Annotated in this window: 25 protein-coding genes; 1 reads left to right on the forward strand and 24 read right to left on the reverse strand. The window is 38.2% G+C overall.

The window, feature by feature from the left end:
• Positions 1 to 83: 83 nt before the first annotated feature.
• From ABJH90_RS15795 to ABJH90_RS15880, 18 genes are all read right to left on the reverse strand, one after another.
• Entirely contained in the window at positions 84 to 1,367 is a 1,284-nt protein-coding gene (locus ABJH90_RS15795) for a DUF3570 domain-containing protein (RefSeq protein WP_348140383.1), read from the reverse strand.
• A gap of 84 nt (positions 1,368 to 1,451) precedes the next feature.
• On the reverse strand, positions 1,452 to 1,664 hold the full coding sequence (locus ABJH90_RS15800) for a DUF4266 domain-containing protein (RefSeq protein WP_348139787.1): 213 nt from the start codon (positions 1,662 to 1,664) through the stop codon (positions 1,452 to 1,454).
• A complete protein-coding gene (locus tag ABJH90_RS15805) occupies positions 1,661 to 2,647 on the reverse strand; it encodes an FAD:protein FMN transferase (RefSeq protein ID WP_348139789.1) in 987 nt (328 codons plus the stop codon). The genes ABJH90_RS15800 and ABJH90_RS15805 overlap by 4 nt, the downstream gene beginning before the upstream one ends.
• On the reverse strand, positions 2,648 to 3,085 hold the full coding sequence (locus tag ABJH90_RS15810; RefSeq protein ID WP_348139791.1) for a thioredoxin family protein: 438 nt from the start codon (positions 3,083 to 3,085) through the stop codon (positions 2,648 to 2,650).
• Between the two features lie 144 nt (positions 3,086 to 3,229).
• On the reverse strand, positions 3,230 to 3,805 hold the full coding sequence (locus ABJH90_RS15815) for a cysteine hydrolase family protein (protein WP_348139793.1): 576 nt from the start codon (positions 3,803 to 3,805) through the stop codon (positions 3,230 to 3,232).
• 1 nt (position 3,806) lies between these two features.
• The gene (locus ABJH90_RS15820) at positions 3,807 to 4,682 is read right to left on the reverse strand and encodes an ATP-binding cassette domain-containing protein (protein WP_348139795.1); all 876 of its coding nucleotides are present in this window, start codon (positions 4,680 to 4,682) and stop codon (positions 3,807 to 3,809) included.
• Positions 4,679 to 5,350 carry a molybdate ABC transporter permease subunit gene (modB, locus tag ABJH90_RS15825; protein WP_348140385.1) on the reverse strand — a complete coding sequence of 224 codons (672 nt, stop codon included), beginning with the start codon at positions 5,348 to 5,350 and terminating at the stop codon, positions 4,679 to 4,681. Before modB ends, ABJH90_RS15820 begins: the two co-directional genes overlap by 4 nt.
• Positions 5,350 to 5,751, reverse strand: coding sequence for a TOBE domain-containing protein (locus tag ABJH90_RS15830; RefSeq protein WP_348139797.1), 402 nt, complete (start codon positions 5,749 to 5,751; stop codon positions 5,350 to 5,352). Before ABJH90_RS15830 ends, modB begins: the two co-directional genes overlap by 1 nt.
• The gene (modA, locus tag ABJH90_RS15835; protein WP_348139799.1) at positions 5,744 to 6,562 is read right to left on the reverse strand and encodes a molybdate ABC transporter substrate-binding protein; all 819 of its coding nucleotides are present in this window, start codon (positions 6,560 to 6,562) and stop codon (positions 5,744 to 5,746) included. The genes ABJH90_RS15830 and modA overlap by 8 nt, the downstream gene beginning before the upstream one ends.
• Complete coding sequence (locus ABJH90_RS15840) at positions 6,543 to 7,307, reverse strand: SOS response-associated peptidase (protein WP_348139801.1); 765 nt, start codon at positions 7,305 to 7,307, stop codon at positions 6,543 to 6,545. The genes modA and ABJH90_RS15840 overlap by 20 nt, the downstream gene beginning before the upstream one ends.
• Positions 7,308 to 7,438: 131 nt before the next feature.
• A complete protein-coding gene (locus ABJH90_RS15845; RefSeq protein ID WP_348139803.1) occupies positions 7,439 to 8,836 on the reverse strand; it encodes a TIGR00366 family protein in 1,398 nt (465 codons plus the stop codon).
• A gap of 139 nt (positions 8,837 to 8,975) precedes the next feature.
• Positions 8,976 to 12,251 (reverse strand): PDZ domain-containing protein, encoded by a 3,276-nt coding sequence (locus tag ABJH90_RS15850; protein ID WP_348139805.1) that lies wholly within the window; start codon positions 12,249 to 12,251, stop codon positions 8,976 to 8,978.
• A 155-nt stretch (positions 12,252 to 12,406) separates the two neighbouring features.
• Complete coding sequence (locus tag ABJH90_RS15855) at positions 12,407 to 13,696, reverse strand: CocE/NonD family hydrolase (RefSeq protein ID WP_348139807.1); 1,290 nt, start codon at positions 13,694 to 13,696, stop codon at positions 12,407 to 12,409.
• A gap of 13 nt (positions 13,697 to 13,709) precedes the next feature.
• Positions 13,710 to 14,528 (reverse strand): class I SAM-dependent methyltransferase, encoded by an 819-nt coding sequence (locus ABJH90_RS15860; protein WP_348140387.1) that lies wholly within the window; start codon positions 14,526 to 14,528, stop codon positions 13,710 to 13,712.
• A 6-nt stretch (positions 14,529 to 14,534) separates the two neighbouring features.
• Complete coding sequence (locus ABJH90_RS15865) at positions 14,535 to 15,080, reverse strand: GNAT family N-acetyltransferase (protein WP_348139809.1); 546 nt, start codon at positions 15,078 to 15,080, stop codon at positions 14,535 to 14,537.
• Positions 15,077 to 15,562, reverse strand: a complete 486-nt coding sequence (locus ABJH90_RS15870; protein ID WP_348139811.1) for a DinB family protein — start codon at positions 15,560 to 15,562, stop codon at positions 15,077 to 15,079. Before ABJH90_RS15870 ends, ABJH90_RS15865 begins: the two co-directional genes overlap by 4 nt.
• Before the next feature lie 68 nt (positions 15,563 to 15,630).
• The gene (locus ABJH90_RS15875; RefSeq protein WP_348139813.1) at positions 15,631 to 17,028 is read right to left on the reverse strand and encodes a Gfo/Idh/MocA family oxidoreductase; all 1,398 of its coding nucleotides are present in this window, start codon (positions 17,026 to 17,028) and stop codon (positions 15,631 to 15,633) included.
• Between the two features lie 77 nt (positions 17,029 to 17,105).
• Positions 17,106 to 17,879: a hypothetical protein gene (locus ABJH90_RS15880; protein WP_348139815.1), complete on the reverse strand. Its 774-nt coding sequence runs from the start codon at positions 17,877 to 17,879 to the stop codon at positions 17,106 to 17,108.
• 344 nt (positions 17,880 to 18,223) lie between these two features.
• On the opposite strand from ABJH90_RS15880, the gene ABJH90_RS15885 reads away from it, so the two are divergent.
• Complete coding sequence (locus tag ABJH90_RS15885) at positions 18,224 to 19,588, forward strand: cyclic 2,3-diphosphoglycerate synthase (protein ID WP_348139817.1); 1,365 nt, start codon at positions 18,224 to 18,226, stop codon at positions 19,586 to 19,588.
• A gap of 54 nt (positions 19,589 to 19,642) precedes the next feature.
• Here the strand turns inward: ABJH90_RS15885 and ABJH90_RS15890 are convergent, their stop codons facing one another.
• The 6 genes from ABJH90_RS15890 to ABJH90_RS15915 form a co-directional block, all read right to left on the reverse strand.
• Positions 19,643 to 21,238: a serine hydrolase domain-containing protein gene (locus ABJH90_RS15890; protein WP_348139819.1), complete on the reverse strand. Its 1,596-nt coding sequence runs from the start codon at positions 21,236 to 21,238 to the stop codon at positions 19,643 to 19,645.
• Positions 21,239 to 21,257: 19 nt separating this feature from the next.
• Positions 21,258 to 21,557 (reverse strand): chaperone modulator CbpM, encoded by a 300-nt coding sequence (locus ABJH90_RS15895; protein ID WP_348139821.1) that lies wholly within the window; start codon positions 21,555 to 21,557, stop codon positions 21,258 to 21,260.
• A 2-nt stretch (positions 21,558 to 21,559) separates the two neighbouring features.
• A complete protein-coding gene (locus ABJH90_RS15900; protein ID WP_348139823.1) occupies positions 21,560 to 22,444 on the reverse strand; it encodes a J domain-containing protein in 885 nt (294 codons plus the stop codon).
• A 64-nt stretch (positions 22,445 to 22,508) separates the two neighbouring features.
• Positions 22,509 to 23,066: a hypothetical protein gene (locus ABJH90_RS15905; protein WP_348139825.1), complete on the reverse strand. Its 558-nt coding sequence runs from the start codon at positions 23,064 to 23,066 to the stop codon at positions 22,509 to 22,511.
• Between the two features lie 72 nt (positions 23,067 to 23,138).
• Positions 23,139 to 23,522: a nuclear transport factor 2 family protein gene (locus tag ABJH90_RS15910; protein WP_348139827.1), complete on the reverse strand. Its 384-nt coding sequence runs from the start codon at positions 23,520 to 23,522 to the stop codon at positions 23,139 to 23,141.
• Positions 23,523 to 23,533: 11 nt separating this feature from the next.
• Entirely contained in the window at positions 23,534 to 25,108 is a 1,575-nt protein-coding gene (locus ABJH90_RS15915) for a M81 family metallopeptidase (RefSeq protein ID WP_348139829.1), read from the reverse strand.
• Position 25,109 lies beyond the last annotated feature (1 nt).

Consider the following 25,109-nt stretch of genomic DNA (forward strand, 5'->3'; position numbering starts at 1 on the left):
TAAAAACGAGCTTAAAGCTCGTTTTTTGTTTCTTATATATTTGGTTGTCCTGATATAGTACATTAGTTAATAACAGGATCGTTTTAATCAACTACAAATTTAAAACCCGCAGTAATTATTCCTGCGCTTAAACCAGTATTTCTTTTGTAATAATTATACTTCAAATCAATACTTTTCAATCCTACTTTCAATTTGTGTTGTTTCATAATTATGTTGGTATAATTAATGCCGAAACCATATTGATTTGCATTATAATCAGACAAATCATAATCTGAGGTATAGAATTGCGAAGTGGAAAGATGTTCGTTATATGGGGCAAAATAATCCGCGGCCTTTTGGTTGTAAAAGCGATATGAAGGATATAAAGTAAATTTTTCCGCAATTTTTACGGGGAGTTCAATACTTAGCGTGTTGGAATTTATCCCCCAATCATCAAAATAATATCTATAATATGAACGCACTACAAGGTATTCATTGATAAAAAAGTTAAGCCGGCCTCCTAGTGCAACTTTAAATCTGGAATCTGGCAAGCGTTCAATATCATCTGCCAGATGGAAATTATCAATAAAAGAATCTGCAACATCACTAAAATAAACCCGTTGAAAAGGTGTGGAAAGCAAACCTTGCTGTAGCACAAAATCGGCTAAAAAAGCTCCTTGTATGTTTTTGGAAAGGATTTGCGACAAACCAACGCCAAAAGAATAGGAATTGCGATTCTCATCCGTTAAAACAGTAAAAGACGGGTTGTAATCGGGGTTTCCTGTAATGGTATTTTCTAAAAATAAAAAATCATTCAATCCCCTTCCGCCCGGGGCAAAGGGTCGAAGTTCATAGGGATAAATAGCCTTCCATTTATCAAGAAATACATTTGCACTAAATCCAAGTTCTGTATTTTTCTCATTAAACAACCTGGTATAACTACCTCCAAAACCCAGTGAGGTGTAATCATACTCCGTTGAAAATGAAAGTTTTCCGCTCCATATAGAATTTCTGTCATCTGAACTATGGCTGTAAATTCCAGTAAGATTGTACCAGGTATCATCCCGAGAAGCGCCAGAGGAAGCAACAAAGGGATCTGCAAAACCTTTATCAAATGGATTAATATTACTGGATGAGGCGGAAGTATATGCCGATATTCCTGCATCCACCGTTAGAACGTCATCATCACTTAAGGGAATTGCAATTACCAAAGTTCCGGTAATATCTGTTAATTCTTCGGTACCAAGTCCACCTGTTACTGCAGCATTATTGCCATCCTGGGAATAGTAACTAGCTAAAATGTCTATCTCAGCGGTTTCCAAAACCCTTTTTTTATAATCCCCTTCATTTTGTCCTGTATTCTGAGCATGGCAAATACCAAAGACCATGAAGAGAGAAATAAAAAGAAGGAGCTTATAGTTTGTCATAATTTTTCTAAAAAAGGAGAAAACTGAATTATTCTCATCCTCAAATTAATTACATCCACAACCACCACCTGTTTTACCCCCATTTGCACCAACCGCTGCTTCGCGATAGGAATGAAAAATTGTAATGTTTCTGTCGCACAATTTTTCTGATAGCTCCATATCAGGATCATTGATATTTACTTTTTCATATCCCTTTACTGCAACACAGCTACTAAAAGCTATAGGGATACATGCTACTAAAACAATTTTTTTAATCATATCCTGTCTATTTCTATATTATCGGAAGTAAACACCTTCCCTTTTTCATCAATAATTACGCATTCAACTTTCGGTAATTGATTAATTCTGTTTAATCCTGTTTCAATGCCCATTACAAACACAGATGTTGCAAGGGCATCTGCCAATTCTGCTTTTGGAGCAAATACGGTTACACTCAAAATACCGGTTGCGGGATAACCTGTTCGCGGGTCGATAATATGCGAGTATCTAATATCATTAAATTGCACAAATTTTTCATAATTACCTGAAGTTACCACTGCACCATTCGAAATTGGCAAAATGGCAGCTACTTTGGTTTTATTTAGTGGATTTGTAATAGCTACGGTCCATTCATTACCATTGGGTTGTCTGCCCCATGTATTCATATCTCCAGAAGCATTAATAATACCTGCCTGTACATTGTTTTTGAGTAATAAGGCTTTCGCCTGGTCTGCTGCATATCCTTTCCCTATGGCTCCAAATCCAATTTTCATTCCTTTATCTTTAAGGAAAACCGATTTATTACTGGAATCCAGAATTATTTTTTGGAATCCCACCTTAGAAACGGATGACTTAATTTCGTCGTTTGAAGGCATTTTCTTCATGCTACCGTCAAATTTCCAGATTTTGTCCATAGACGCATAGCTTATATCAAAAGCGCCATCAGTTAAACCTGAAAGACCTTTAGCCCTGTCAATTAAGCTGTATAATTCTGCACTTACTTCAACAGCCTTAATTCCGGCATTCATGTTAATTGCAGAGGTCTCGGAATTCGGGTCCCAGGAAGAAATGAGTTTTTCAATTCTGGAAATCTCCCTAATTGCAAGGTCTATAACTCTATTGGCCTCCGTTGAATCTTTTACGACCACTGTAATTTGAAAACCACTGCCCATTAATTTTAGGCTTCGATTAAAGGATTGCTGAGCCGATAAGGGACCAGCAATTAAAAGAATAATTAAAAGGGTGCTAATTTGTTTTACCATTTACCCGGAAAAAGATTCTAACAGATTGATATATTCTTTAACCGATATTTTCTTATAACCAGTTTGCCCCAACATCTTGCCATCTTTGTCCAGGACAACAACCAATGGAAAGTATCCGTTACTATTATAAGTGTCCGCCAGTTGCTCATTCTTTTTCTGCTGCTCAACTGGGAGCATATTTTGTTTTTTACGTGGGAAATCTGCCAGCAACAAAACAAAATGGTCTGCAGAATAATTTTTGAATTCTTCAGAGCTCCATATCTGCCGATCAAGTTTTATGCAAGGTGCGCACCAATCAGAGCCCTGAAATACCAAAATTATGGGTTTATCTCCAGAATTGGCCAATTCTTTGGCATCGTTGAAATCTGTCTGCCAATCCTGGGCCCAAATTGTCCCTGATCCAATGAATAGCACCAGAAGTAAGGTTCTTATTTTCATATGATAGGTTAACGCTTTTTTTTAAGATTTCGTATCCCATTTTTGATAGGAACCAGTTACTTTTATTAGGATTTTGAGATAATTTTGATTCGAGCAGATAGTTTTATAATCACATATGGTAGCAGGGAATAAATACTGCTAAATCTATAGCGTCTTTTTGATACTTTTCAAAAGATCATTGCTTTCTATTACGGTAGCAAATTCATTATGTAAACTGGCCAAAGCAACTTCATGAATTAATTCTGCTTCATATTTTATACCATTTGCACCGACCTTATCAAAAGTAGCTGTGGCGTCTGAGACAACATATGTTTTATATCCCAAATTTCCAGCCATTCTTGCGCTACTCGATATGCAATGATCTGTGGTAAGACCAGCAATTATCAATTCATTTATTTCCAGTTCATCCAATTGTTGTTTTAAATCTGTGCCCATAAAAGCACTGTTCACCTCTTTCTCTATAATTGTTTCATTCGCCAATGGTTTAACAATATCCTTAAAATAGTTCCCTGTCTGACCCTTAACAAGTGGGGAATTCGGGTTGGTGGAATTATGTTTAATATGAAAAATGGGAAGCTTATGATTTCTCCAGAAGTCCAGGACTTTTCTTGCATTTGATTCAGCTTGAAGATTATTTCTATGACCGCCGTAGTAGTCAATATCATCTAATCCTTTCTGAATATCTATAAGAAGCAATGCCGGTTTACTCTCAGAATTCATATTATTCAATTTTATAAAGAATTGGATTAAAGGCTTTAGAAGCAACCATTACTTTGTCACCAAGCTTCAGGGATTGTATTTCAGATTTATCAGCGATTACCTTAACCACATTGTTTTGAATAAGCACTGATACAATAACGACAACATCCTGAGGTTCTATCTTCAATACTTCCCCAATAAATTTAAATTTACCGCTGATTTTTTTGTTTGAAAAGATCTCATTTGGAATACCTTTCCTGGTAATTTTCCCCTGTTCAAGTACAAAAACCCGATCAGATAGTTTCATAATCTCGCCTAGATCATGACTTACCAATAAAGTGGTCAGACCATATTCATTATGAATTCTTGTGATGTAATCCTGGAGTTTTAAACGAATTTTATAATCCAGAGCGGCTAGTGGCTCGTCTAATAGAAGAATATCGGGTTTCCGAACCAGAGCTCTCGCCAGTGCCACCCTTTGTTGCTGCCCTCCTGAAAGTGTTTGTGGTTTTCTATTTTGCAGATCACCAAGTTCCATCATATCTATAAGATCTGTAATCACTTTTTTATTCTGTCCTTTATTGGATGCAAACTCCAAATTTTGTAACACAGTCATATTTGGAAATAGGGCATAATCCTGAAAAACATATCCTATATTTCTATTTTGGGGAGATAAAAAGGTTTTAGTTTTGGTATCAACCCATCTGGTGTTGTCTATTGTTATTTCACCCTTATCGGGCTTTAATAAGCCGGCAAGGATTCTTAAAGTAGAGGTTTTTCCGGCACCAGATTCGCCGTAAAGAGTAACCAATTCCCCTTTTTCAATTTCACATTTTATGCGAAGGTTCATTTGTCCGTCAGAGGCACTTAAACTTTTATGAATATCAATTTTAATCATTTCCAAAAGCGCTTTAGATACCCTCCGTTTATTAAATAGACCGTAAGCAGGATACAAAAGGTAATGATAAATAATACCGTGGCATAGAAATTAGCCGCAGCATAGTTCATCGCTTCTACTTCCTCGTAAATGGCAATGGATGCGACTTTGGTTTTACCGGGAATACTACCGCCTATCATCAGTACAACTCCAAATTCACCTACTGTATGCGCGAAAGCAAGCACAATTCCGGTTAATAAGGAAGCTTTACAATTTGGAAGGAGTACTTTGAACAATGTGGTCCATTTTGATTTTCCCATTACCTGGGAAGCTTCCGTAAGTGAATGAGGCAGGATACTAAGGCCCGATTGAATGGGGTGAACCATAAAAGGCAGGCTATAGATTATGGAAGCAAGGACAAGTCCGCCAAATGAGAATACCAGTTTTAGGCCCAGCCATTCATTTATCCAATTCCCAAATGCGTTTCCCGGGCTGAAGGCTACAAGGAAATAAAATCCCAGAACCGTGGGAGGCAAAACCAAAGGCATGCTAACAAGAGTTTCTATAAAAGGTTTAGATCTTGACTTCGTGTTTACCAACCAATATGCCATTGGTATTGAAATAACCAATAAAATTACCGTAGTAACAACAGCCAGTTTTAAGGTAATAAAGAGTGGATCCCAATTCATCATTCAGAGAGCATAATTTCATTAGTTTTAACCATAGCACATACGGTTAATTCTTCTTTTAAACCAAGCTGATCCACAGCGTTGGTAGTAATTAAAGAACTTATTTCACCCGCCGGCGTGTTGATCTGGATACTGCTTAACAATAAACCACGTTCAATACGCTTAACTACCCCTTTAACCTGATTTTGAAGGCTTATTAAATGCTTTAGGTCCTTGCCGATAATAACTTCTGTTTCCTTAAATAAAACCTTTACTAAATGGCCCACTGTTAAATAAGAAGCCGTTTCCGGAGTTTCTATGATGATGGCCTTAAACAGTATTTGATCAGGAAGCTCTACAGTTACAAGCGACAAACTGCCGTTTACCTGCACTTCTTTAATATGACCTTTTAAACTATTCATCTACCGAATATCCGAAATCTTTTAATATAATCTTTGCCTCTTTGGAGAAAAGAAATTTATAAAATTTATAAGCCTGTACATTATTTCTTTCTGGTTGATTTATTACCACTACCCCCTGTGAAATTGGAGTATAACTGGAATCATCTATTAAAGCCCAATTGCCCTTGCCCTTCATTTCCTGTGAAAGGACCACCGATTGGGCCGTAAATCCGATTTCAGCCGATTTCGAATATATAAATTGATTGGTTTGGGCAACACTTTCCCCGTATACCAATTTATTCTCAAGACTATTTAGTAGTTCTTGTTTTTTTAGTACTTCCAGAGCGGCCTGTCCATAGGGAGCTGTTTTAGGACTAGCGAGTGCAATATGTTTAATTGTAGAATCATTTAAGTTTTCTATTGATATCGGCAGTCCGTCAACCATTGTCCAGAGCACTAATTTTCCATAAGCGTAGATTTCAGGAGGAGCGGTAGTTAAACCTTTTTTATAAAGGTCCGAAGGGTATTTCATATCAGCCGAGACAAAAATATCAAAAGGGGCACCTTCCATAATTTGAGCTGTATGCTTGCCTGAAGCACCTATGACCAATTCACAGCCAATACCGGTCTTTTCAGTGAATTTTTCCATAATTGGCTCTAAAGCGTATTGCGTATTGGCCGCAGCCGCAATTGTAATTTTAGAAGGTTCATTATTTGCGCCATTACAGGCATAAACAAGAACTATTGAAGCGATTCCTATTAGGTTAAAAACTAAATTTTTTGCAATCTGCAATTTATTACATGGAAGGACTTTAAAATTCCAGTTCCTCATAAGCCACTTCTTTAGTGATATCCTCTACATTACCCGGATATTCTTTTCCCCTTAACCGGCCTACTGTGTGAGCTTTTAGTTCATCTTCCGGATAGGATTGAATTAATTCCTGAATGGTTTTTTTATCCAAATCGTCCTCAATATGCTCCAGCCATTTGTCTGCCAGTTCATCCGGCAAAATTAAAGGCATTCGAGGTCCTGCTGCTTTTGGATTATTATGGATCTTTGACATCATAGAATTGCCCGCCGTTGTCACAATAGAAAAGGTATTGATCAATTCCCCGGTCTCTGTATCCACCCATTCGCTCCAGAGCCCGGCCAGTGGCAAAGGTTCATTATCCTTCCTGCTCACATAAAATGGATAGGTTTTACCGGCATAATGATGATGTTCATAAAAACCGTCAACATAAATAATACATCTTTTATTTTTGGCTGAATTTCGGAAGGAGGGCTTCTCAAAAATAGTTTCCCCTCTTGCGTTAAGTGTATTGTTCCACAGTTTTTTTAATTGTGACTTATCTTTTACCCAAAACGGCACTAGGCCCCAGGTTGCAAGAGTTGGTTCATATGGTGAACGATCGGGATAAATAAATAATTTTGGGTGATTAAAGCCCGATATATGATAAAGTGGCAGGTCTGATAAGGGCGCAAGTTTTTCTATAATCTCCTCAATGGCCTGCTCGTTCCCGTAATGCCTGGCCCGTTTTAATTGAGCTTCCAGACTTGCCTTGATATCGTAACACATATCTCAATTTTTATCATGAGGATGAATTAAATTTAAGAAATTTTGTTCAATAATTGATTTATCGTGGATTTAGGATAATTTCTGAATTTACCAATATTAGAAGAGATAACATGCAGGTTTGTACTCCAACTTTATAAGGGCATCCAAACTAGTAATGCCGACTGAATGATAAAAAACAGAATAAATGGAATTACAAAATACCCCATAACATCTCTGGCCTGTAATTTAGTTCCACTTGCCATTACAGGAAAAATTATTAATAAATAGAAAGGTTGAAGGGCATTACTCAGACTTTCTCCATAGGCAATTGCCATAGAAGCTCTTGCAATCATGGAGGTAACTTCCGTTTCACTCAACCCTGTACCAAGTTCTTTTATTACGTTAATAATACCGGGGCCTATTACAGCAAACTCTCCACCTGCCGAAGGAATGGCAAAATTCACCAAACCACCGGAAACATAGGCCAAAAATGGATAATTGGTCAGGGTGGCAATGGATACCTGAAGATCAGCAATTTTTGCGCCCAAACCGGTTGAAAGCATTATACCCATGATACCCGCATAAAATGGATATTGAAAAAGTATTCCTGAGATATTACTGCTTGAACGTTTCATGGAGATACTATAACGCAATGGCGTTTTATGCAGAAATAGGCCCAGGATCAGAAATATAAATATGATAATATTGAAGTTCAGATTAAACCCATTAAGATAAAAATAGTGACCGATATAAATGAAACCAAAAATTGCAATGGCAATTTGTAAAAGGGCACTATTATTAAGAAGATCTGAGATAGCACGAAAAGGAAGTTTATAGGAATCCGCCTCCTCTTTTACGGAAGATTCTTTTGGCAGATTATCGAGAACCAGGAGATCAGATAGTTCCTTTTTCTTGTTGTCTTTAGGAATTAAAATAAGAAATAACAGCGGACCTACCACAACAAAGAGCAGGATCATTATAATGTTCAGTGATGATCCCAATGTAAAAGAAGTTGGTATCAATTCGGAAAGAATTCCCGCTTCAATTAAAAAATTATTTTCGGTATTTAATAATAGCGCTATTGAACTGGAAGCCCCGGCAACCCAACTGCCCATACTAAAATATACGCAGGCTATTAGAAAAGGATAGTTTAACCCTTTTACTCTTGCGGCCAATTCTCTGGCTAAAATTGCCACAATTACGACCATTCCAAAACTGATCAAAGCCATCAAGGCACCAGAAACAAGTACAAACAAATAGACCTGACCCGGAGTCTTTATGTAACGCGTTATCCAATTTATCCCTTTTTCAACCGTTTCTGATTGGGCTATACTAGCTGCTGTTACAATGACAAGGATAATCTGCATCCCAAAGGCTAACAAGGACCAAAACCCTCCATACCAACCCTCCAGAACACCCATGAGTGAGGCATCTGTCCATAAAAGAGCAGCAAATCCAGTGACCAGGGTGAGGAGCAATGCAAAAACATAGGCACTGGGCATATATTTAATAAAGAGATCCGTGAAAATTTTTCCTAGTGCTGAAATCATATTATTTGCCAATCAGAAGTCCGTGGTTAACACTCAGCTGATAGATTTAATAAATATAGCAGTAAAATGCTGAACAATAAATCTGAGTCAAAAAAAATGTGCGATGAATTTTGTTGAACATCGCACATTAATAGATTTATCAGTTAGATTTTCTAACCCGAACAGGATACTCCGGTCGCTTGGGAGTTACAGGGGGATTACTTTTGAGCTGCTCCAGCACAACTTCAATGGCTTTTTCCAATTGAGGATCCCCTCCAGAAATAACTGCCTTGGGCAATTGTTCTATTTCAATATCCGGCGCAACACCTTCATTTTCCACCCGGTAACCATCTTCATTCCAAAAGGCGACATTAGGTGCAGTAACCGATCCACCATCTATGAATTCCGGGTATCCTAAAACGCCTACTAGCCCGCCCCAGGTAGTTTTTCCAATTATGGTTCCCAGTTTAAATTTTCTAAACATCCAGGGGAGATAATCTCCACCTGAGCCTGCTGTTTCATCAATAATCATAACCTTAGGACCTTGTATAGAAGCACTGGGAGCTTTGAGATCGTTACCATATCTGAAATTCCAGGAGGCCTGATAGGGTTTCTTTAGCATATCTATATAGTAATCTGCCAATTGCCCGCCACCATTATGTCGCTCATCAACAATTATAGCCTTTTTATTAGCCTGTGGGAAGAAGTAGCGTTTAAAATATTCATGTCCCGCCCCTGCCGTATTGGGAACATAAACATATGCTACCTGTCCGTTCGTAGCTTTGTCTACTTTTTTAATATTTCCTTCAACCCAATCCCTGTTTCTAAGGGAACGCTCACTTTCTATAGGAACTATCTTCACTTTTCGTGAACCAGACCCGTTTGCTGAGGCTGAAACTGTAAGCTCCACTATTTTATTTTCAGTGTTTTCAAAGAAACTATATAGATTTTGATCTGTAGTAACCTCATTTCCATTCACTGCTATTAAATATTCCCCCACAACAATGTTTACCCCAGGTTCCGTCAACGGTGAACGAAGCTCTGGTGTCCAGTTTAGACCTCCATATATCTTAGCAAAGCGATATCGGTTGTTAACCACTTCATAATCTGCTCCAAGCAGTCCTCCGCCTACTTTATCCGGGTTATTCATTCGATCGCCCCGACTACCAAATCTATGATGCCCAACAGCAATTTCACTACACATCCATTGCATAACTCTGTAGAGATCACTTCTGCATGTGACATCAGGTAGAAAACTTTTATATTTTTCTTTCATGGCATTCCAATCCAAACCATGCATTCCGGGGTCATAGAAATAGTCCCTGTTCACACGCCAGGTTTCATCAAATATATTAGACCACTCTTGTCGGGGATCTATTTTCACCTGGATGGCGCCTATATTTATTTTACCATTTTCTGGTTTTTTACCCACCTCTGTGATTCCCCATGTCTTCCCTTTCAGGTATAACATTTTTTTCCCCGCAGCAGCAATTGTGTACCAATTTGCCGGCATAACTTCCTCGTCTTCCCGCTCTTTTAGATCATACATTCTAAGAGACTGCGGATCGCTGTAACTGCTATGCGGCTTGCGTGATAAATAAAATAATTTCCCCTCTTCCGAACAACTTAAACCAGAATACATTCCCGGTGAAATAGGAAGGTCAATAATTCGATTTGAAATTTGCCCCCAATCAATTCTCAATGGAGGAGCCGTTTTATTCTCCTTCTTTTCATCCTTATCTGTGGAATCCTTTTTAGTTTTTTCATCGTCCTCGTCATTTTCTTCATCATTTTCTTTAGCCAAAGGGGATATAAGTTCTTTTTGTAATGTTACCAAATAGATGGAATTTGTCATTTCCATGTCCTGATTAGACTGATCAAACCAATTCACAACCGGACCGGCATCTGTGGAAGCAAGCATATAAATATATTTACCGCTTGGATCAAATATGGGTTCGCTAACGTTAGAAAGTCCATCGGAAAGTTCGAAGGATAGATTTTGATCCAGGGAATATACGTAGGCTCTTTCAAAATTTGTTTCTGTAATAATCGTGTATGACACCCATTTTGAATCATGAGACCAGGATCCAAAAAGTTCCCTGAAAACCCCTGGAAAATAAAGTTTATCTGTTCCAATTTTAGTGATCTTTCCACTGGATGTATTGACCATAAATAAATTACGTCCATTATCCACGAAGCACAATTTCTTACTGTCCGGTGACCAATGTAAATAGGCGTAAAAGCCAGAACGGGAAATAGGAAACTTTTTTATCGCCCCATTTTCTAATGTTTTAAGATGCAGGCTGTATTCACCCGAAGCATCAGAAAAATAGGCTATTTGTTTGCCGTCGGGCGACCATTGCGGGTATTTCTCATGAACCCCGGGAGTTTGGCTAATGTTTTCCACATCGCCTTTTTCAGCAGGTACGGTAACTACTTCACCCCTGAAATCAAATACTGCCCTGGCCCCGGAAGGTGAAATACCTGCACTTCTGACATAGCTGTCTCCAGAGACATAACGTGGTCGAAGTTCCAGCAGATCTGTGGCGATTGGGATGGTAATTTTTGTGCTGGATAAAGAATTGGAATCAAATAAATGTAAATATCCGGCTTGCTCGTAAATTAAATCATTGTTATTGGTATTCAGACTTATCACAGGAAAATCGTCATAATTTGTGAGTTGGGTAACCCCCTTGGTATCCAAATCATAGGCATATAAATTAAATTCCCCGTTGCGGTCACTTCTAAAAAATACTTTATTACCTATCCATTGCGGATTGGTGTCATTGCCACCAGATGAGGGTTTGCTAATTTCGGTAACCTCATAGGTTTCTATATTGTAGATCCATATTCGCGACTGCGTACCTCCTCTGTAATTTTTCCACTGGTTAAAAACTTCATATAAAGGGGTATAAGCAATGTATTTTCCGTCTTCTGAATAGGATGCGCTAAATGCAGTAGGAATAGGAAGTTCCATGGGCTGGCCACCTTCAATTGCTACGGTATAAAGCTTGGCATGTCGGTTTGTATAGGTAGATCTGCGAGAGATGAAAAGCACACTTTTACCATCAGGTGTAAAATCCCTGACCTGATCCCAGCCCGGATGCCATGTTAATCTTTTAGGAACTCCTCCTTGCGCGGAAACAACAAATACGTCTATATTACCGTCATATTCTGCACTGAAGGCGATTAAAGAACCGTCTGGTGAAAAAACAGGGTTCGATTCTACACCCTCATCAATTGTTAGGCGTCTAGGATTAGAACCATTTTTATTAGCTATCCAAAGGTCCTCGGCATAAATAAAAGCGATATTATTTTCACTTATTGCCGGACTTTTCATTAACCTCGTATCAACGATATTTTGAGCATTAATCTGAGAAAGTCCTATGGATAGCAGTATGGCCAGGAAGAGTTGATTTTTAATATGCATAGTCATGTACGAAGAATTTTAGTTAGATATAAATTTATATTAATGGAGGGAAATTCAATAAAAGTATAATGGTTAAATATAAGGTGGATTTTGGTCTTACGAAATTTGAGAAATGAATTTTTGTAATCAAATGTGTGTTTAATAACCGAACTTCTGAAGACTTAGTTGGAATCAGATAGATTTTGGACCCAATTTTCCAAAGTTGTTAAGTATTGAGGATGTAACTTGGACCAATAAGGAAAATCACTCTGTCCAACATCATACATGGAGTGTGAAGCACCTTTTAATACTATTATTTCATATTTTTTATTTTGAGCTTTCTCAAGGGCTTCGGAGATGATTTCGTAACTGTCCGTAGGTATAATTTCATCCAAACTACCCTGAACAATGAGTACCGGTTGCTTAATTTTTTCAAAATAGGGTAGAGGAGTATATTTCAATTTTTTATCTATTTCTATTTCATCAAGGTTGGGAACCCATACTGTATCAAACCACTCCTGAGATTTATTGGCGACGATCTCTTTCTGAAGGGTTTCTTTGGAAATTTCACCTGCAATAGTTTCAAAAACCATACGCTCTAAATTGGTTGCTGCTTCGATATCCTCGCCAAGTTTCTCCTTATTTCTGTTCTTCCAGTAATTAAGATCACTTTCCAATAAGGTAGAGCCAGGGCAGCTCACGGCAATGCCATATTTGAGTTCTTTTAATTCATTCAAAATATATGGGATCTTGCTAGCTCCCTGGCTGCTGCCTTTAATACCAATATGGCTAATAGGGATGTTTGTCTTTTGAGAAAACCACTTAATTGCATTAATATCATCTGACACAAGTTCTTCTATACTGGCCTGTGACCAATTACCTTCAGAAATCCCTGTCCCCCGTTTGTCATAAATAAATGTAGTAGTACCTCGTTTTGCAAAAAGCTGGGCTTCCGCTCTGGAAGCACTCCTGTCTGAATTGCCAGAGGAAGTGACAATAATCATGGCTTTTTTGGTGTCTATGGATGGATGGTAAATAGTGCCATTCAATTTCAGATCATTAGTTTCAAAGCTTACCTCCTCCGAAGTTGGGGATTGTATTTTGCCCCTAACTTTATAGAAGGTGTATGGGATTTTCATGGTATCTACCGTAAGGGAACCCTGTAGTTCAGAATTATTATTCGCCCATTTATTTTTAAACGAATAGGTATAAAAATCGCTTTGTAATTTAAAATTAATTGAATCTTCTTTTACTTCAAGCTCCCTAAATGGAATTCTGTTGGCATTTTGTTCAAGGCTGGTAAAATAAGCCTTCCATTGAATGGAATCCTGTTCGAGTTCAATAACAATGGAGTCTGCAAAATTTCCTTTTTCAAAGAGGCCGCTATAAATACCACTGCGGTCGGATAACTCTGGCTTAGTGGTACAGGATATGATCGAAAGGGTCAGAATCAAATAGAGGTATTTTCTCATGGGTTATTAATGTTTAACTTTTAGAAACTGAGTTCTTTTTTCTAGCTTCTATACTATATACCATTGGAAGTTTATTCCCAAGGTGTTTAATTCGATACTTTCCAGGTTCGGGTTCTACCGTAAAATTAAAACAGTTGTACGGGGAATAATCATATTCCTCTAGGGATATCACTTCAAGGCCATTGTTTATAAGACTATTCATTACTTCACCTATGCTGTGATTCCACATTACGTATTCAAGCGTAAGATTAGCATCCCTGTTTGCATAGGTTCCTGTTTCAGTTTCCACAATTGGCCCGGAATTGAAATAGTTATATTCCACTTTACTAAATTCATTATCAAACATCCAGACTACCGGATGAAACTCTACGAAAACAAGTTTGCCGCCAGGTCTCAAAAAATGAGAGATAACTTGCCCCCATTTGTTAATATCAGGCAACCAACCAATGGTGCCATAGGATGTATAAATAATATCAAATTCCTCCTTTAAATGATTGGGCAGATCATAAAGATCACAGCAAATAAATTTGGCGTCTATTTTTGTTTTCGATGCCAATTCTCCTGCTCTTTCAATAGCCTTATCTGAAAGATCAACCCCGGTGACCCTGGCTCCAAGCCTTCCTAAAGACAGTGTATCCTGACCAAAATGACATTGCAAATGCAATATATTTTGACCTTTTATATCCCCCAGAAGATTTAATTCAATGCTTTTAAGTGATGTTTTCCCATCGAGGAAACCTTTCATATCATAAAAATCAGACTCCATGTGAGTATCTGTCTTTCTGTTCCAGGAGGCCCTATTTATTTTAATATAGTCAGATTTCGAATCCATGTCCATTCAGTTACTTTTTATTACCTTTTGAAGGTACTGTTCCTTTGTTATCCTGTAGTACAAAGAGTCTTCAATACCCTTGCAGCTATCATTTTTCCAGTAATCCATCGAAAGTTTTTCCAAAACTTTTATGGAGGCTTTATTTTGTCTGGCAACCCTGCCAATAATCTCTTTTAAATCTAGCTCTAAAAAGCCATATTCAAGACACGCATGTGCAGCTTCAGTGGCATAGCCTTTATTCCATTCTTTCCTAAAAAAGCGAAATCCGAGATCGACCAAATTTTGTTCGTTGAGCTTTAGTCCACACCAACCAATAAAGGAATTGGAGGCTTTTGTAATGACTGCCCATCTGCCAAATCCGTTTTTCTCATAATCCTTGTAATTAAGAAGAAATTCCTTCGCCTTTTCGACACTGGCAAATGGAGGATCGCCAGTATATTTTATAACTTCCGGATCTGAATTTAATTCCCACATACTTTTGGCATCATCAAGTGCGAACTCTCTGAGTATTAATCTGGGAGTTTCCGTTATAAGTTTTACGGGACGCTTCATTCCTTTAGCAATTTTATCACAAGCCCTATTTGTCCTAAATGGTAGATGTCGTGGTGTAACATTCCTTCAAGTACAAAAGAATAAGGATGGTTACCCTCAAATTCAGGATCATAGTACAATTCATCTAAAAAGCTATCAGCCTTATCTTGTATTAGCTCCAATAATTCCCGGAGCGTGCTATTATCCTCTTCCTGGATCTTATCCCAGCCAATAGCCTTTAATTCGTCATTTGACCTCCAATTATCCGGATGGGCATCTGTAAGTTCACCTCTACCGGTCTTTAATTTTATGATAGCATCCTTCCTCCATGAAATAATATGCGCCATAATTTCGGCAATACTGTGAACAGAGGAAAGAGGACGTACAAATAGCTTATTTTCGTCTACTTTAACTAACTTTTTTTTATAAGAAGGACCTGCCCAAATCAGACCATGATGAACTTCATGTAATTGTCTAATTATTGAATTTATTTGCTTATTCATAACTAGTTGATAATACGTATCTCTTAATGCGACGAATTATTTACAGAAATGTATCAAAGACCACAAAATTATAATATGATATCCAAAGGCTTCGTTTCTTTCCAATTACCCCGGGTAAAATCGGGGAAGTACTGCGGAGCGCCCTCATTAGCAACTGAGAGTTCACTTAAAGGAGAAACTGCACTCCAGAAACAACCTTCATAAACATTTTGATCAAGGGGCAAGCCATTTCTAAGACATTCAATAATCCGATAGACCATCATTCCATCCATGCCACCATGGCCACTTTCACTGGTAGTTGAGGATAAGCGTTTGTATAAAGGATGATCATATTTTTCATAAATCGCTGCAAGTTGCTCTCCTTGAGCCCATTGATGATGATTTTCGGTAATACCTTCAATACCTCCTTCTAAAGCTACCCGGGTGGGGAAACCAGCCAAGATTCCTTTTGTACCTTGTATCAAATTAAGTCTTGAATAAGGCCGGGGACTTGTTTCATCCCATTGTACCATAAGTGTTCGCCCGAGACTTGTCTTAATAATTGAGGTGTTCATATCACCTCCTTTGTAATCCAATTGATTCCATTGATGTTCCGGAGGATAATTTTCTTTGGCATATATGCCTCGACCAAGAGCCGGAGAGGAATAGGAGACTAGACTTTTAAAAGTGTCCTCCCCACGACCCAGATTCATATATTGAGCTACCGGCCCAAGACCATGAGTAGGGTAGAGGTTCCCGTTTCTTTTTGCATAATGGTAAGTACGCCAGGAACCGGTTCCGCGATCAACCTCATCCATCTGTGTCCTTAAATCATGAATATAAGCAGCCTCCCCGTGCAATAGCTCACCAACGAGTCCTAATCTACACATATTTAAAAATAGTAACTCGTCGCGGCCATAATTTACATTTTCCATCATCATGCAGTGCTTCCGTGTCTTTTCTGAGGTGTCTACAATCTTCCATAGCTCATCAATGCTAATAGCCAGGGGGACTTCAACAAAGGCATGTGCTCCCTTATTCATTGCTTCAATGGCCATTGGGGCATGATTGGCCCAATTTGTGGCTATAAAAACCATATCTGGTTTTACTTCTTTCAGCATCAATTTCCATTTGTCCTTATCGCCGTAATACGTGGCGATGTTTTGATGCCTTTGGCCATTTCCCATTTCAGTAACCACGGTAGCCCATTTAGTAGCAAGATCTTCGTACAAGTCACATATAGCAACTATTTCGGTCCCTGGCAGGGAGGCAGCGAATTGTAAATGAGCTGGTCCTCTGGCGCCTACTCCTATTACCGCGACCCGAACGGTCTCCAACTTGGGAGCGGCAAATCCACCCATATACATTGCACTTGTAGCACGAGTATCTTGTCCGTAACCGGTAAACGGTAAAGTAGTTGCCGCAGCCAAACCTGCTGCCGATAAAGAGGTCTTCTTAATAAAATTTCTTCTGTCAATGTTTTTCATCTAAATACATTTAGAATTCAAGAGGTAATTTACTGTTTTTTCGAGAAAAAGCGAGGCTACTGCACATTAGTTGTGAATTATCCCTTTGCTGTTCCAAGAAGATAAAGAATAATTCCGGGACCCGATTTTATCCTATTTATCTCCCAATCAAAACTGTCCTTGTTTTCTAGTTGTTCTACGAGCTCTTGCATTTCCTTAACTGAATACGTGCGTAGAGAGGAAACTAACCCGTCCCACCATACAAAGAGGGGGACAATAGGGATTAAGTAAGTAAAGAGTATCCTGCCAATTTTAAAAGGCCGGATAAAAGGAGTAGTAAATAGGACCGTTATGGGTGAAAAAAACATCGCCAGTAAACTAGGTATACTTCGCTCCTGAGCTTCGAAGACCCCAATAGATGATCTGGAGTCTACGGCGTTCTGTAAAATCTGATGGGCATCTATTGGTTTAAAATGATGTAAGGATAAAAACATGGTTCTGAATCCCTTTAACTCTTTTGGAACTTCTCTGGCATCAACTGATTTTGTAGAATACTCGAAATTATCTGACTGTTGTTGAGTGTATTCGAAAGCCGGGATGTTTGGATAATAATCTGTCAAATGTATTTTTAAATCCGGATGATTCTTTTTAAGTTCAGAGTTTAACCACAGCAATCCACCCCCTCCTCCCGATCCAAGATCGATGATACGATTCTCCTTACTATGTTTAATCCCTTTTTCAATTATGGGAATAACTGGCTTATACATTTTGGTTTTATTTGATAAGAATTGCAGAAAGTCTGTTCCGTAATTTCTTAAGAAAACGGGGAACCAACTTTGATCTTCCAGTTCAAATAAATGAATCCTGCTCATGAAAAATAATTTGATTTAATCAGATGTGATTTTTTTGCGAGAATTAATGCCTCAGACCATATTAAATTGGTCATATAAAAATCCTTATAATTTTCAAGATAAATAAATTCCCTTAAATACAACATAGGACCACTTGGCAGGTAGTGTTAAAGAGTTATCTTCTTGTTTCTTCATTACCGATAGCAATATATTTTATTCTGCAAACATCTAATGGGTAATTGCTCTATTTATATTGTGTTTGAAAATGCCTTCATAAAAGGGAGTTGAATATGACTTTTATCATTTGTTATTCATAAATCTTAGAATACTTTAGAAGGATTAAAACAATATAAAAATAAAGCAACATGATAAAAAAAAGGATTTTGATCATGGGCGCTGCTGGCCGTGATTTCCACAACTTCAACACAGTTTACAGGAATAATGAAAATTTTGAGGTAGTAGCTTTTACTGCTGCCCAGATTCCTAATATCTTAAACCGTAAATACCCTGCCTCCCTTGCAGGGAAATTATATGCCGATGGCATTCCAATTTATGACGAAAAAGACCTTAAAGAACTAATTGTGGATTTGAAGATCGATGATGTTGTATTTTCATATTCGGATATTTCATATAACAATCTGATGCACAAAAGTGCCCTGGTCAATACTGCTGGCGCTAATTTTGTTCTTTTAGGCAGAAAAGAAACCTCAATTAAAAGTACTAAGCCAATGATTAGTGTTGGTGCTACCAGAACCGGTTGCGGAAAAAGTCAAACTGCCAGGCGATTAATTGAGATACTTATTGAAAATGGACTCAAAGTAGTCGCAATACGGCACCCAATGCCCTATGGAGATCTTGAGGCGCAACGAGTACAACGCTATGCAGAACTCGATGACTTGAAAAAATACGACTGTACGATTGAGGAAATGGAGGAATATGAACCCCATATTGTTAGAGGAAATGTCATTTACGCCGGTGTGGATTATGAAGATATAGTAAGGGCGGCAGAAAATGATCCTGATGGTTGTGATATCATTGTATGGGATGGTGGAAACAATGATTTTCCTTTCTATGTACCTGATTTACATTTGACGGTTACTGATCCCCACAGAGCAGGACATGGAACGAAGTATTATCCGGGAGAAGTAACTTTGAAAATGGCAGACGCCGTTATCATTAACAAGATAGATAGTGCGCATCCCAAAGACATTGACAAGCTGAGAAAAGTGATCAACAAAATGGTTCCTGATGCTGTTGTAGTTGATGCTGCATCTCCAATTAGTGTTGCTGATCCTTCGGTTATAAGAAATAAAAAAGTACTTGTGGTAGAAGATGGGCCAACATTAACGCATGGGGGAATGAAACTTGGAGCGGGTACACTGGCTGCAGAAAAATTTGGAGCTTCTGAGATCGTGGATCCCAGGCCATACCTTGTAGGGCAATTAAAGGATACCTTTGAGACTTATCCGAAAATTGGTAAATTATTACCAGCCATGGGGTATGGTGATGACCAACTGAGGGATTTGGAAGTTACTATAAATAGCTGCGATTGCGATGCCGTTGTTATTGGCACGCCCATAGATTTAAGCAGAATTATTAACATTAGAAAACCAAGTACCAGAGTTTTTTATAACCTTCAATCTATTGGTGAACCCAGCCTTGAACAAATAGTTGAGGAATTTTTAGTAAAACAAAATTTACAGGTAAGTTTAGAGGAAGTAGTTCATTAAGTATTAGATGAATTTTCTACATTTCCAATAAAGTAAAGAGCGTTAACACGCTCTTTACTCATTTTGAATTTCTTTTGATTCAAATGATAAATTAAGTTGCTGTAATCTTGCCTCTTTTTCAGGGGTTAAGGTAAAATATACATTAATAACTCCATTCTCTGTTTCAATGTCAAAGCTACCCCGGAGTTGATTGTACGGATGAATTTTGTTCGATTTATTAAGCTTACCAGCCTTTTCAAAAATTTCCTTTGCTTCGGCCATTCTGTGCGCACGTGATTTATCCATGAAAAAATTCTCGGCCAGAAGCTCCTTTTCCAATTCAGGACCCCATTCTTTAATTAATTGTATAACCTGTTGTTGGCGCTCCCTTAGAATATCTGATATAGGAAGTTTACGGGGTTCTAATTCCAAGGTCTCAAATAGTAATTTTTCTATTTTTTTAAGCGGCCATGGAGCCGTATAGGTAAGGTTACCGAAAGCCATTATACCAATTCCATAATCAGGATAGAAAACATAATTACTTCCAAAACCCGGTAAAGCACCTCCATGCCTGACCAACTTCAGGCCTTCACAATTGGTATGGATCCCTAATCCGTATCCGTATCCGGATACAGTTGCACATGGTTTCTCATTAAAATCCGTGGCTCGGGTATTTAATCCGGAGAATTGAGGCGTATGCATCTCCCTCAGCGAACTGCGTTTTAAAGGTCCCTTATCTTCATCACTCCTGGGCGGCCAGGCAGAAAGGTGAAAACTAACATATTTACTAAAGTCTTCTATAGAAGTTATTAATCCTCCCATGGCACCATAAGATCCGTCATGAAGCATGGGTTCCAATTTCCATTGATCATCTTCCCATCGGTAACCTATTGCCAATTGTTCCTTAGGAATTTTATCATATTCCCAATAGGTATGCTTCATTCCAAGAGGAAGTAAAATATGCTCTTTGATATATTGTTGATAGGGCATTCCGGAAACGCGACTGATTATATTACCCAACAAGGCATATCCGGTATTACTGTATTCAAATGTATAGGAGGGTGGGTTAGAAAATGCAATACCTTCATTAAGAAGTTTTATAAGCATTTGATCAGGCTCATCCAATTGGCGGTCACCCCACGGGTTATCCTCAGGAAAACCGGCGGTCATGGTCATCAGGTTTTCAATATCTATAATGGGAGAGTCGGATGTAAGGTATTCCAGACCTGACATTTCAGGGATATAATCAGCGACCGGATCGCTAAGAGATAATTTCCCTTCATCCCTGAGTTTCACTATCGCCATAGCTGTAAAACTTTTACTCATGGATGCTATACGAAATGCAGACCCGGTAGTTGCCGGAAGTTCCTTCGAAATATCGAGCAGCCCAGTGGCTGAGGAAACTACCAGATTATTATCCACAACAATGCCGTAAGCCACCCCAGGAATTTTACGCTCTTTAGAATGCTCCTCTATCAGTTTCTGAATTTCTGCAGAAATGCTCTTTATCTTTTCCACACGATCATCGGACTCAAAAACAGGTGCCTTGTAAGCAACTGAAACGGTTCTTGATTTCGTAACTACTTTTTGTTCAGAATTTTGAGGTGATCTACATGATATAATCAGGCAAATTGATAAAAGTTGAATAAGATGGATTTTGGCAATTTTCATCAGATGTATTTTTTACTTATCAATAATCATTTTCATATAAGCTTAACCTATTATGCAGCTTATTTAATTCATTTTGTAAACTATCTATTTTTTGCAGCAAATTGAAAACTGCATCAATACCCTCAGTATTTATATTCAATTCCTGGTGGATTCGAATCATTTTTTCCACATCACTAATTTTATCCTGATGAAGATAGGAAGTTTGTTCCAGGGTGGTGATACTAATTAAGCCCTCTTCATGGAGCTCATCAAAAAATGAAATTTCCACACTATAATGTTCACATAACTGAACAATTGGTATAAAATCTTTTAGCTCCATATCTATCTTAGTTTTGCCAATTCCTTAATTAATTCCTTTTCCTTATCTGAAAGATTGGTTGGCGTTTTTATCTGATACGTAATGTAAAGATCACCAAACTGACCTTCTTTTTTATAAACCGGAAAACCTTTGCCTTTTAATTTTACCTTAGTCAGGTTCTTTGTTTCCGGTTTCACTTTTAGCTTTACTTTTCCATCAAAAGTGTCAATAACTACTTCTCCTCCCAATAAGGCTTTATACAAGTCCAGATCAATTGTGGTGTAGAGGTTGTCTTTATCACGTTTAAATTTCGAGTGATTAGAGATAGAGAATTTAATATTTAAATCTCCCCTTGGGCCGTCATTAATCCCTTCGCCGCCATGCCCTTTAATTTTAATTACCTGACCGTTTTTTACACCCGCAGGAATAGTTAACCTTATATTTTTGCCATTAACTGTAAGAGTACGTTTGTGTGTCCTGTAGACATCTTCCAATTCTAGCTGCAGTTCCGCATTGTAGTCCTGTCCTCTAAATTGAACATTTCTTCTTTGACTTCGTGCAGATCCTCCTCCAAACATAGAGCTAAAGAAATCTGAAAAGTCCTCTTCCGAATATTGGCCAGGACCTCTCTGCCGTCTACCTCTATGATGTTGCTGCTGCTGTGCTTTTTCAAACTCTTCGGCATGTTTCCAGTCCTTCCCGTATTTATCATATTTTTTACGATTTTCAGGGTTGCTTAGCACCTCATTCGCTTCATTAATTTCCTTGAATTTCCGCTCTGCTTCTTTGTCGTCCGGATTCAGATCGGGATGATATTTTCGGGCCATTTTCCGATATGCTTTTTTTATGTCATTTTCCGTGGCCTTTTTATTTATACCCAGAATTTTATAATAATCAATGTAGGTCATTTATTTTTCTAAAATTATTATTGTCAAAGGGTTAGAATTTATTTATTAATCGGTGTTAACTGATTTACTTCCCTTTTAAGCGCTTTATTCCAACTATGATAATAATTGTAATCAGTATCAGGAAGAATAGAGTTGTCGACAGGCTCTTTATTAGCGTAAAAAAGTTGGTTATATTGATTTGTGTAATTGATAGGTCTGGATAATCATACAGCATGGTGATTATTCCAATATTCTCCAAATAGTCAGCTACTCCTGCTATCATGGGTATCAGGCATAAATAGAAAAAGTGTGTATTTAATTTATCCAATTTTTTCAGGAAATAACCAATTAACAACGAATAGGTTATACCGAAAAGCAAAGGATATATCATATCAACGGGAATCTGATTATATAAATAAGCTTCACGGCCTTCTTCTCCGAACTTGTTGAAAAGTTCGTTTACATATTCAAAATCATATCCCTGTGGCATCATATCCAACAATTTCATTCCACCGGAATAGGCAACCGTTTTTGGAATGGTTACAAAAAGCATAAATGCATAAACCAGATTGGTAAGAAAGAAAAGTATAGCAACTTTTTTACCTGATAAATTTTCAGATATGATTTTTCTTAGATTATTCACCAGACATTGTATTTGAACTAATTATGCTCCTATTAAAGGTAGAAAAATAGTTTGGTTTTTTCGTTCTAATTATCAATACATAGTATTGTTATTTGCTGAAGTCTCTGGGATTTGTTGCATGGAATCCCAGTGCTCTACAATTTTTCCATTGGCATCAAACCTAAAGAAGTCCATGGTAACATATTCCTCGCTGTCAGGCCAAATTTGACGTGTATGAAGAGCTACCAGATTACCTTCAGCCACAGATCGCACAAATTCAATTGATTTGTCGGGATATTCACTAGCCATCCTATTGAAATAATCAACAAAGGGTTGAGTCCCGTCCCCAACCAACGGGTTATGTTGTATGTATTCTGCACCTACGTATAATTCAACTGCTTTTTTAGGATTACCGTTATAGGCCATTTTGTAAAAGGCTATGGCATTTTCTTTGATTTGTTTTAAAGTTGCTCCCATTTCTGAAGATTTTATTCATTAGATAGTGGTACAAACCTCGCTTTTAAATCGGGATCTTTCATATCCTTGTCTAAAGGATACATAGGCCTTAGAATATTTTTATATCCCAGTCGGTCCAGGTCCTGATCTACTCCTCCTGGTGTAAGTGCCATGATCCAGCCGCCCCTCATATTATATAATTCCGGTACCAGATAACCTATTTTAACGATAACTATATCAGATTCCCGCGGATTCAATCCCAAGCGGGTAAAATCGGCTTCTTTATGATATGGTTTACGCTTTTTGGTTACAATAACATCCACGCTGCCAACTCTGACAACTACTTCGGTTTCTGCATGTATATCGCCATGCTCAATGGCCATAATAACCCCATCTAATTCAACCGGGCCTGCATATCTATCATCAACCATGGCACCCACCGAGGCTTTTATAGGATCTCCTACCTTTAATTCTTTGGCCTTTTCAATTAGTTCTGGCCCGGGAATTGATGCATATATTAATGAGGGTCCGCTATTAGACTTGAATTCCTTTCGAGCCAATATTTCCTTAAGGGTCCAGCTAACATCTCCAGCCCCTCCAGCCGTAGGGTTATCTCCCATATCACTGATCATGAAAGGTTTCTTTTCACTGGCAATGGCCATATCAAGACTTTCTAATAAAGTGGCGGTAGGGGCTACAAATTCAAACTCTGACCTGACCTGCCAAAAATGCCGTGCTAGCTTTTCTGCGGCATCACCTACTTCTTTTTTATCATCTCCTGTTACCATAACCACTGCATGGTTACGGGCTTCGTCTGCCCATGCATATCCGATCCAGATGGCAGCATCAATGACTCCTTTACTTTTTGTAGCATCAGGCAACATTGCATACAAGCTTTTTCCCGGTTCTATCCTAGTACTGGTTTTTTCTCCCGGTAACAATATTGGAACTGGTATCCAGGCTTTATATTTTGGTTTCCCTTTCCTGTTTTCTAATCTGTTTAAGAGGTTATCAACTGCACGTTTTTTAGATTCAAGTGCATCCTCATGGGGTGCCATACGATAGCATGTTATAAGGTCTGAGTTTTGAGCCAGACGCCAGGAAACGTTGCCATGTAAATCCATGGAGGTAGAAATCAGGGTTTCTTTTCCCACAATTTCTCGAACACGAAGTATAAAATCTCCTTCCGGATCTTCTAGTCCCACTACACTCATTGCCCCATGGATATCAAAAAAGAGACCATCATATGGGCCATTTTCTTCAAGCATATCGAGGGTTTTTGACACTAGTGATTCATAGGCTTCCCTGGTGACAATCCCACCAGGTAATGCATGTGCCCTTAAAGTAGGAATCCATTCGGCTCGTTTTCGGTTAACTGAATCTTCTGCAAGAAAAGGATAAAAGGAGAAAACATCTTCTGCAACCCTGGCATGGAATGCTTCTTCATGGGTTAGTGCTGGAGAAAATGTACTGGATTCTATGGCCAGGCCGGCTATTGCGATGCGAGGTAACTTTATTTCTGGTACCTGTTTTCCTTCACTTTGCTTACAACTGCTTGAGAGTATAAAAATCAGGATATATGCCATTAAACTTTTTAGAACACTCATT

This window comes from Eudoraea sp., assembly GCF_039969275.1.
Classification (GTDB): Bacteria; Bacteroidota; Bacteroidia; order Flavobacteriales; family Flavobacteriaceae; genus Eudoraea.

Coding starts and splice junctions, on each gene's coding strand:
- ABJH90_RS15795 (WP_348140383.1), bottom strand. CDS start 1,367: ATGGTCTTTGGTATTTGCCATGCTCAGAATACAGGACAAAATGAAGGG.
- ABJH90_RS15800 (WP_348139787.1), bottom strand. CDS start 1,664: ATGATTAAAAAAATTGTTTTAGTAGCATGTATCCCTATAGCTTTTAGT.
- ABJH90_RS15805 (WP_348139789.1), bottom strand. CDS start 2,647: ATGGTAAAACAAATTAGCACCCTTTTAATTATTCTTTTAATTGCTGGT.
- ABJH90_RS15810 (WP_348139791.1), bottom strand. CDS start 3,085: ATGAAAATAAGAACCTTACTTCTGGTGCTATTCATTGGATCAGGGACA.
- ABJH90_RS15815 (WP_348139793.1), bottom strand. CDS start 3,805: ATGAATTCTGAGAGTAAACCGGCATTGCTTCTTATAGATATTCAGAAA.
- ABJH90_RS15820 (WP_348139795.1), bottom strand. CDS start 4,682: ATGATTAAAATTGATATTCATAAAAGTTTAAGTGCCTCTGACGGACAA.
- modB (WP_348140385.1), bottom strand. CDS start 5,350: ATGAATTGGGATCCACTCTTTATTACCTTAAAACTGGCTGTTGTTACT.
- ABJH90_RS15830 (WP_348139797.1), bottom strand. CDS start 5,751: ATGAATAGTTTAAAAGGTCATATTAAAGAAGTGCAGGTAAACGGCAGT.
- modA (WP_348139799.1), bottom strand. CDS start 6,562: ATGAGGAACTGGAATTTTAAAGTCCTTCCATGTAATAAATTGCAGATT.
- ABJH90_RS15840 (WP_348139801.1), bottom strand. CDS start 7,307: ATGTGTTACGATATCAAGGCAAGTCTGGAAGCTCAATTAAAACGGGCC.
- ABJH90_RS15845 (WP_348139803.1), bottom strand. CDS start 8,836: ATGATTTCAGCACTAGGAAAAATTTTCACGGATCTCTTTATTAAATAT.
- ABJH90_RS15850 (WP_348139805.1), bottom strand. CDS start 12,251: ATGACTATGCATATTAAAAATCAACTCTTCCTGGCCATACTGCTATCC.
- ABJH90_RS15855 (WP_348139807.1), bottom strand. CDS start 13,696: ATGAGAAAATACCTCTATTTGATTCTGACCCTTTCGATCATATCCTGT.
- ABJH90_RS15860 (WP_348140387.1), bottom strand. CDS start 14,528: ATGGATTCGAAATCTGACTATATTAAAATAAATAGGGCCTCCTGGAAC.
- ABJH90_RS15865 (WP_348139809.1), bottom strand. CDS start 15,080: ATGAAGCGTCCCGTAAAACTTATAACGGAAACTCCCAGATTAATACTC.
- ABJH90_RS15870 (WP_348139811.1), bottom strand. CDS start 15,562: ATGAATAAGCAAATAAATTCAATAATTAGACAATTACATGAAGTTCAT.
- ABJH90_RS15875 (WP_348139813.1), bottom strand. CDS start 17,028: ATGAAAAACATTGACAGAAGAAATTTTATTAAGAAGACCTCTTTATCG.
- ABJH90_RS15880 (WP_348139815.1), bottom strand. CDS start 17,879: ATGAGCAGGATTCATTTATTTGAACTGGAAGATCAAAGTTGGTTCCCC.
- ABJH90_RS15885 (WP_348139817.1), top strand. CDS start 18,224: ATGATAAAAAAAAGGATTTTGATCATGGGCGCTGCTGGCCGTGATTTC.
- ABJH90_RS15890 (WP_348139819.1), bottom strand. CDS start 21,238: ATGAAAATTGCCAAAATCCATCTTATTCAACTTTTATCAATTTGCCTG.
- ABJH90_RS15895 (WP_348139821.1), bottom strand. CDS start 21,557: ATGGAGCTAAAAGATTTTATACCAATTGTTCAGTTATGTGAACATTAT.
- ABJH90_RS15900 (WP_348139823.1), bottom strand. CDS start 22,444: ATGACCTACATTGATTATTATAAAATTCTGGGTATAAATAAAAAGGCC.
- ABJH90_RS15910 (WP_348139827.1), bottom strand. CDS start 23,522: ATGGGAGCAACTTTAAAACAAATCAAAGAAAATGCCATAGCCTTTTAC.
- ABJH90_RS15915 (WP_348139829.1), bottom strand. CDS start 25,108: ATGAGTGTTCTAAAAAGTTTAATGGCATATATCCTGATTTTTATACTC.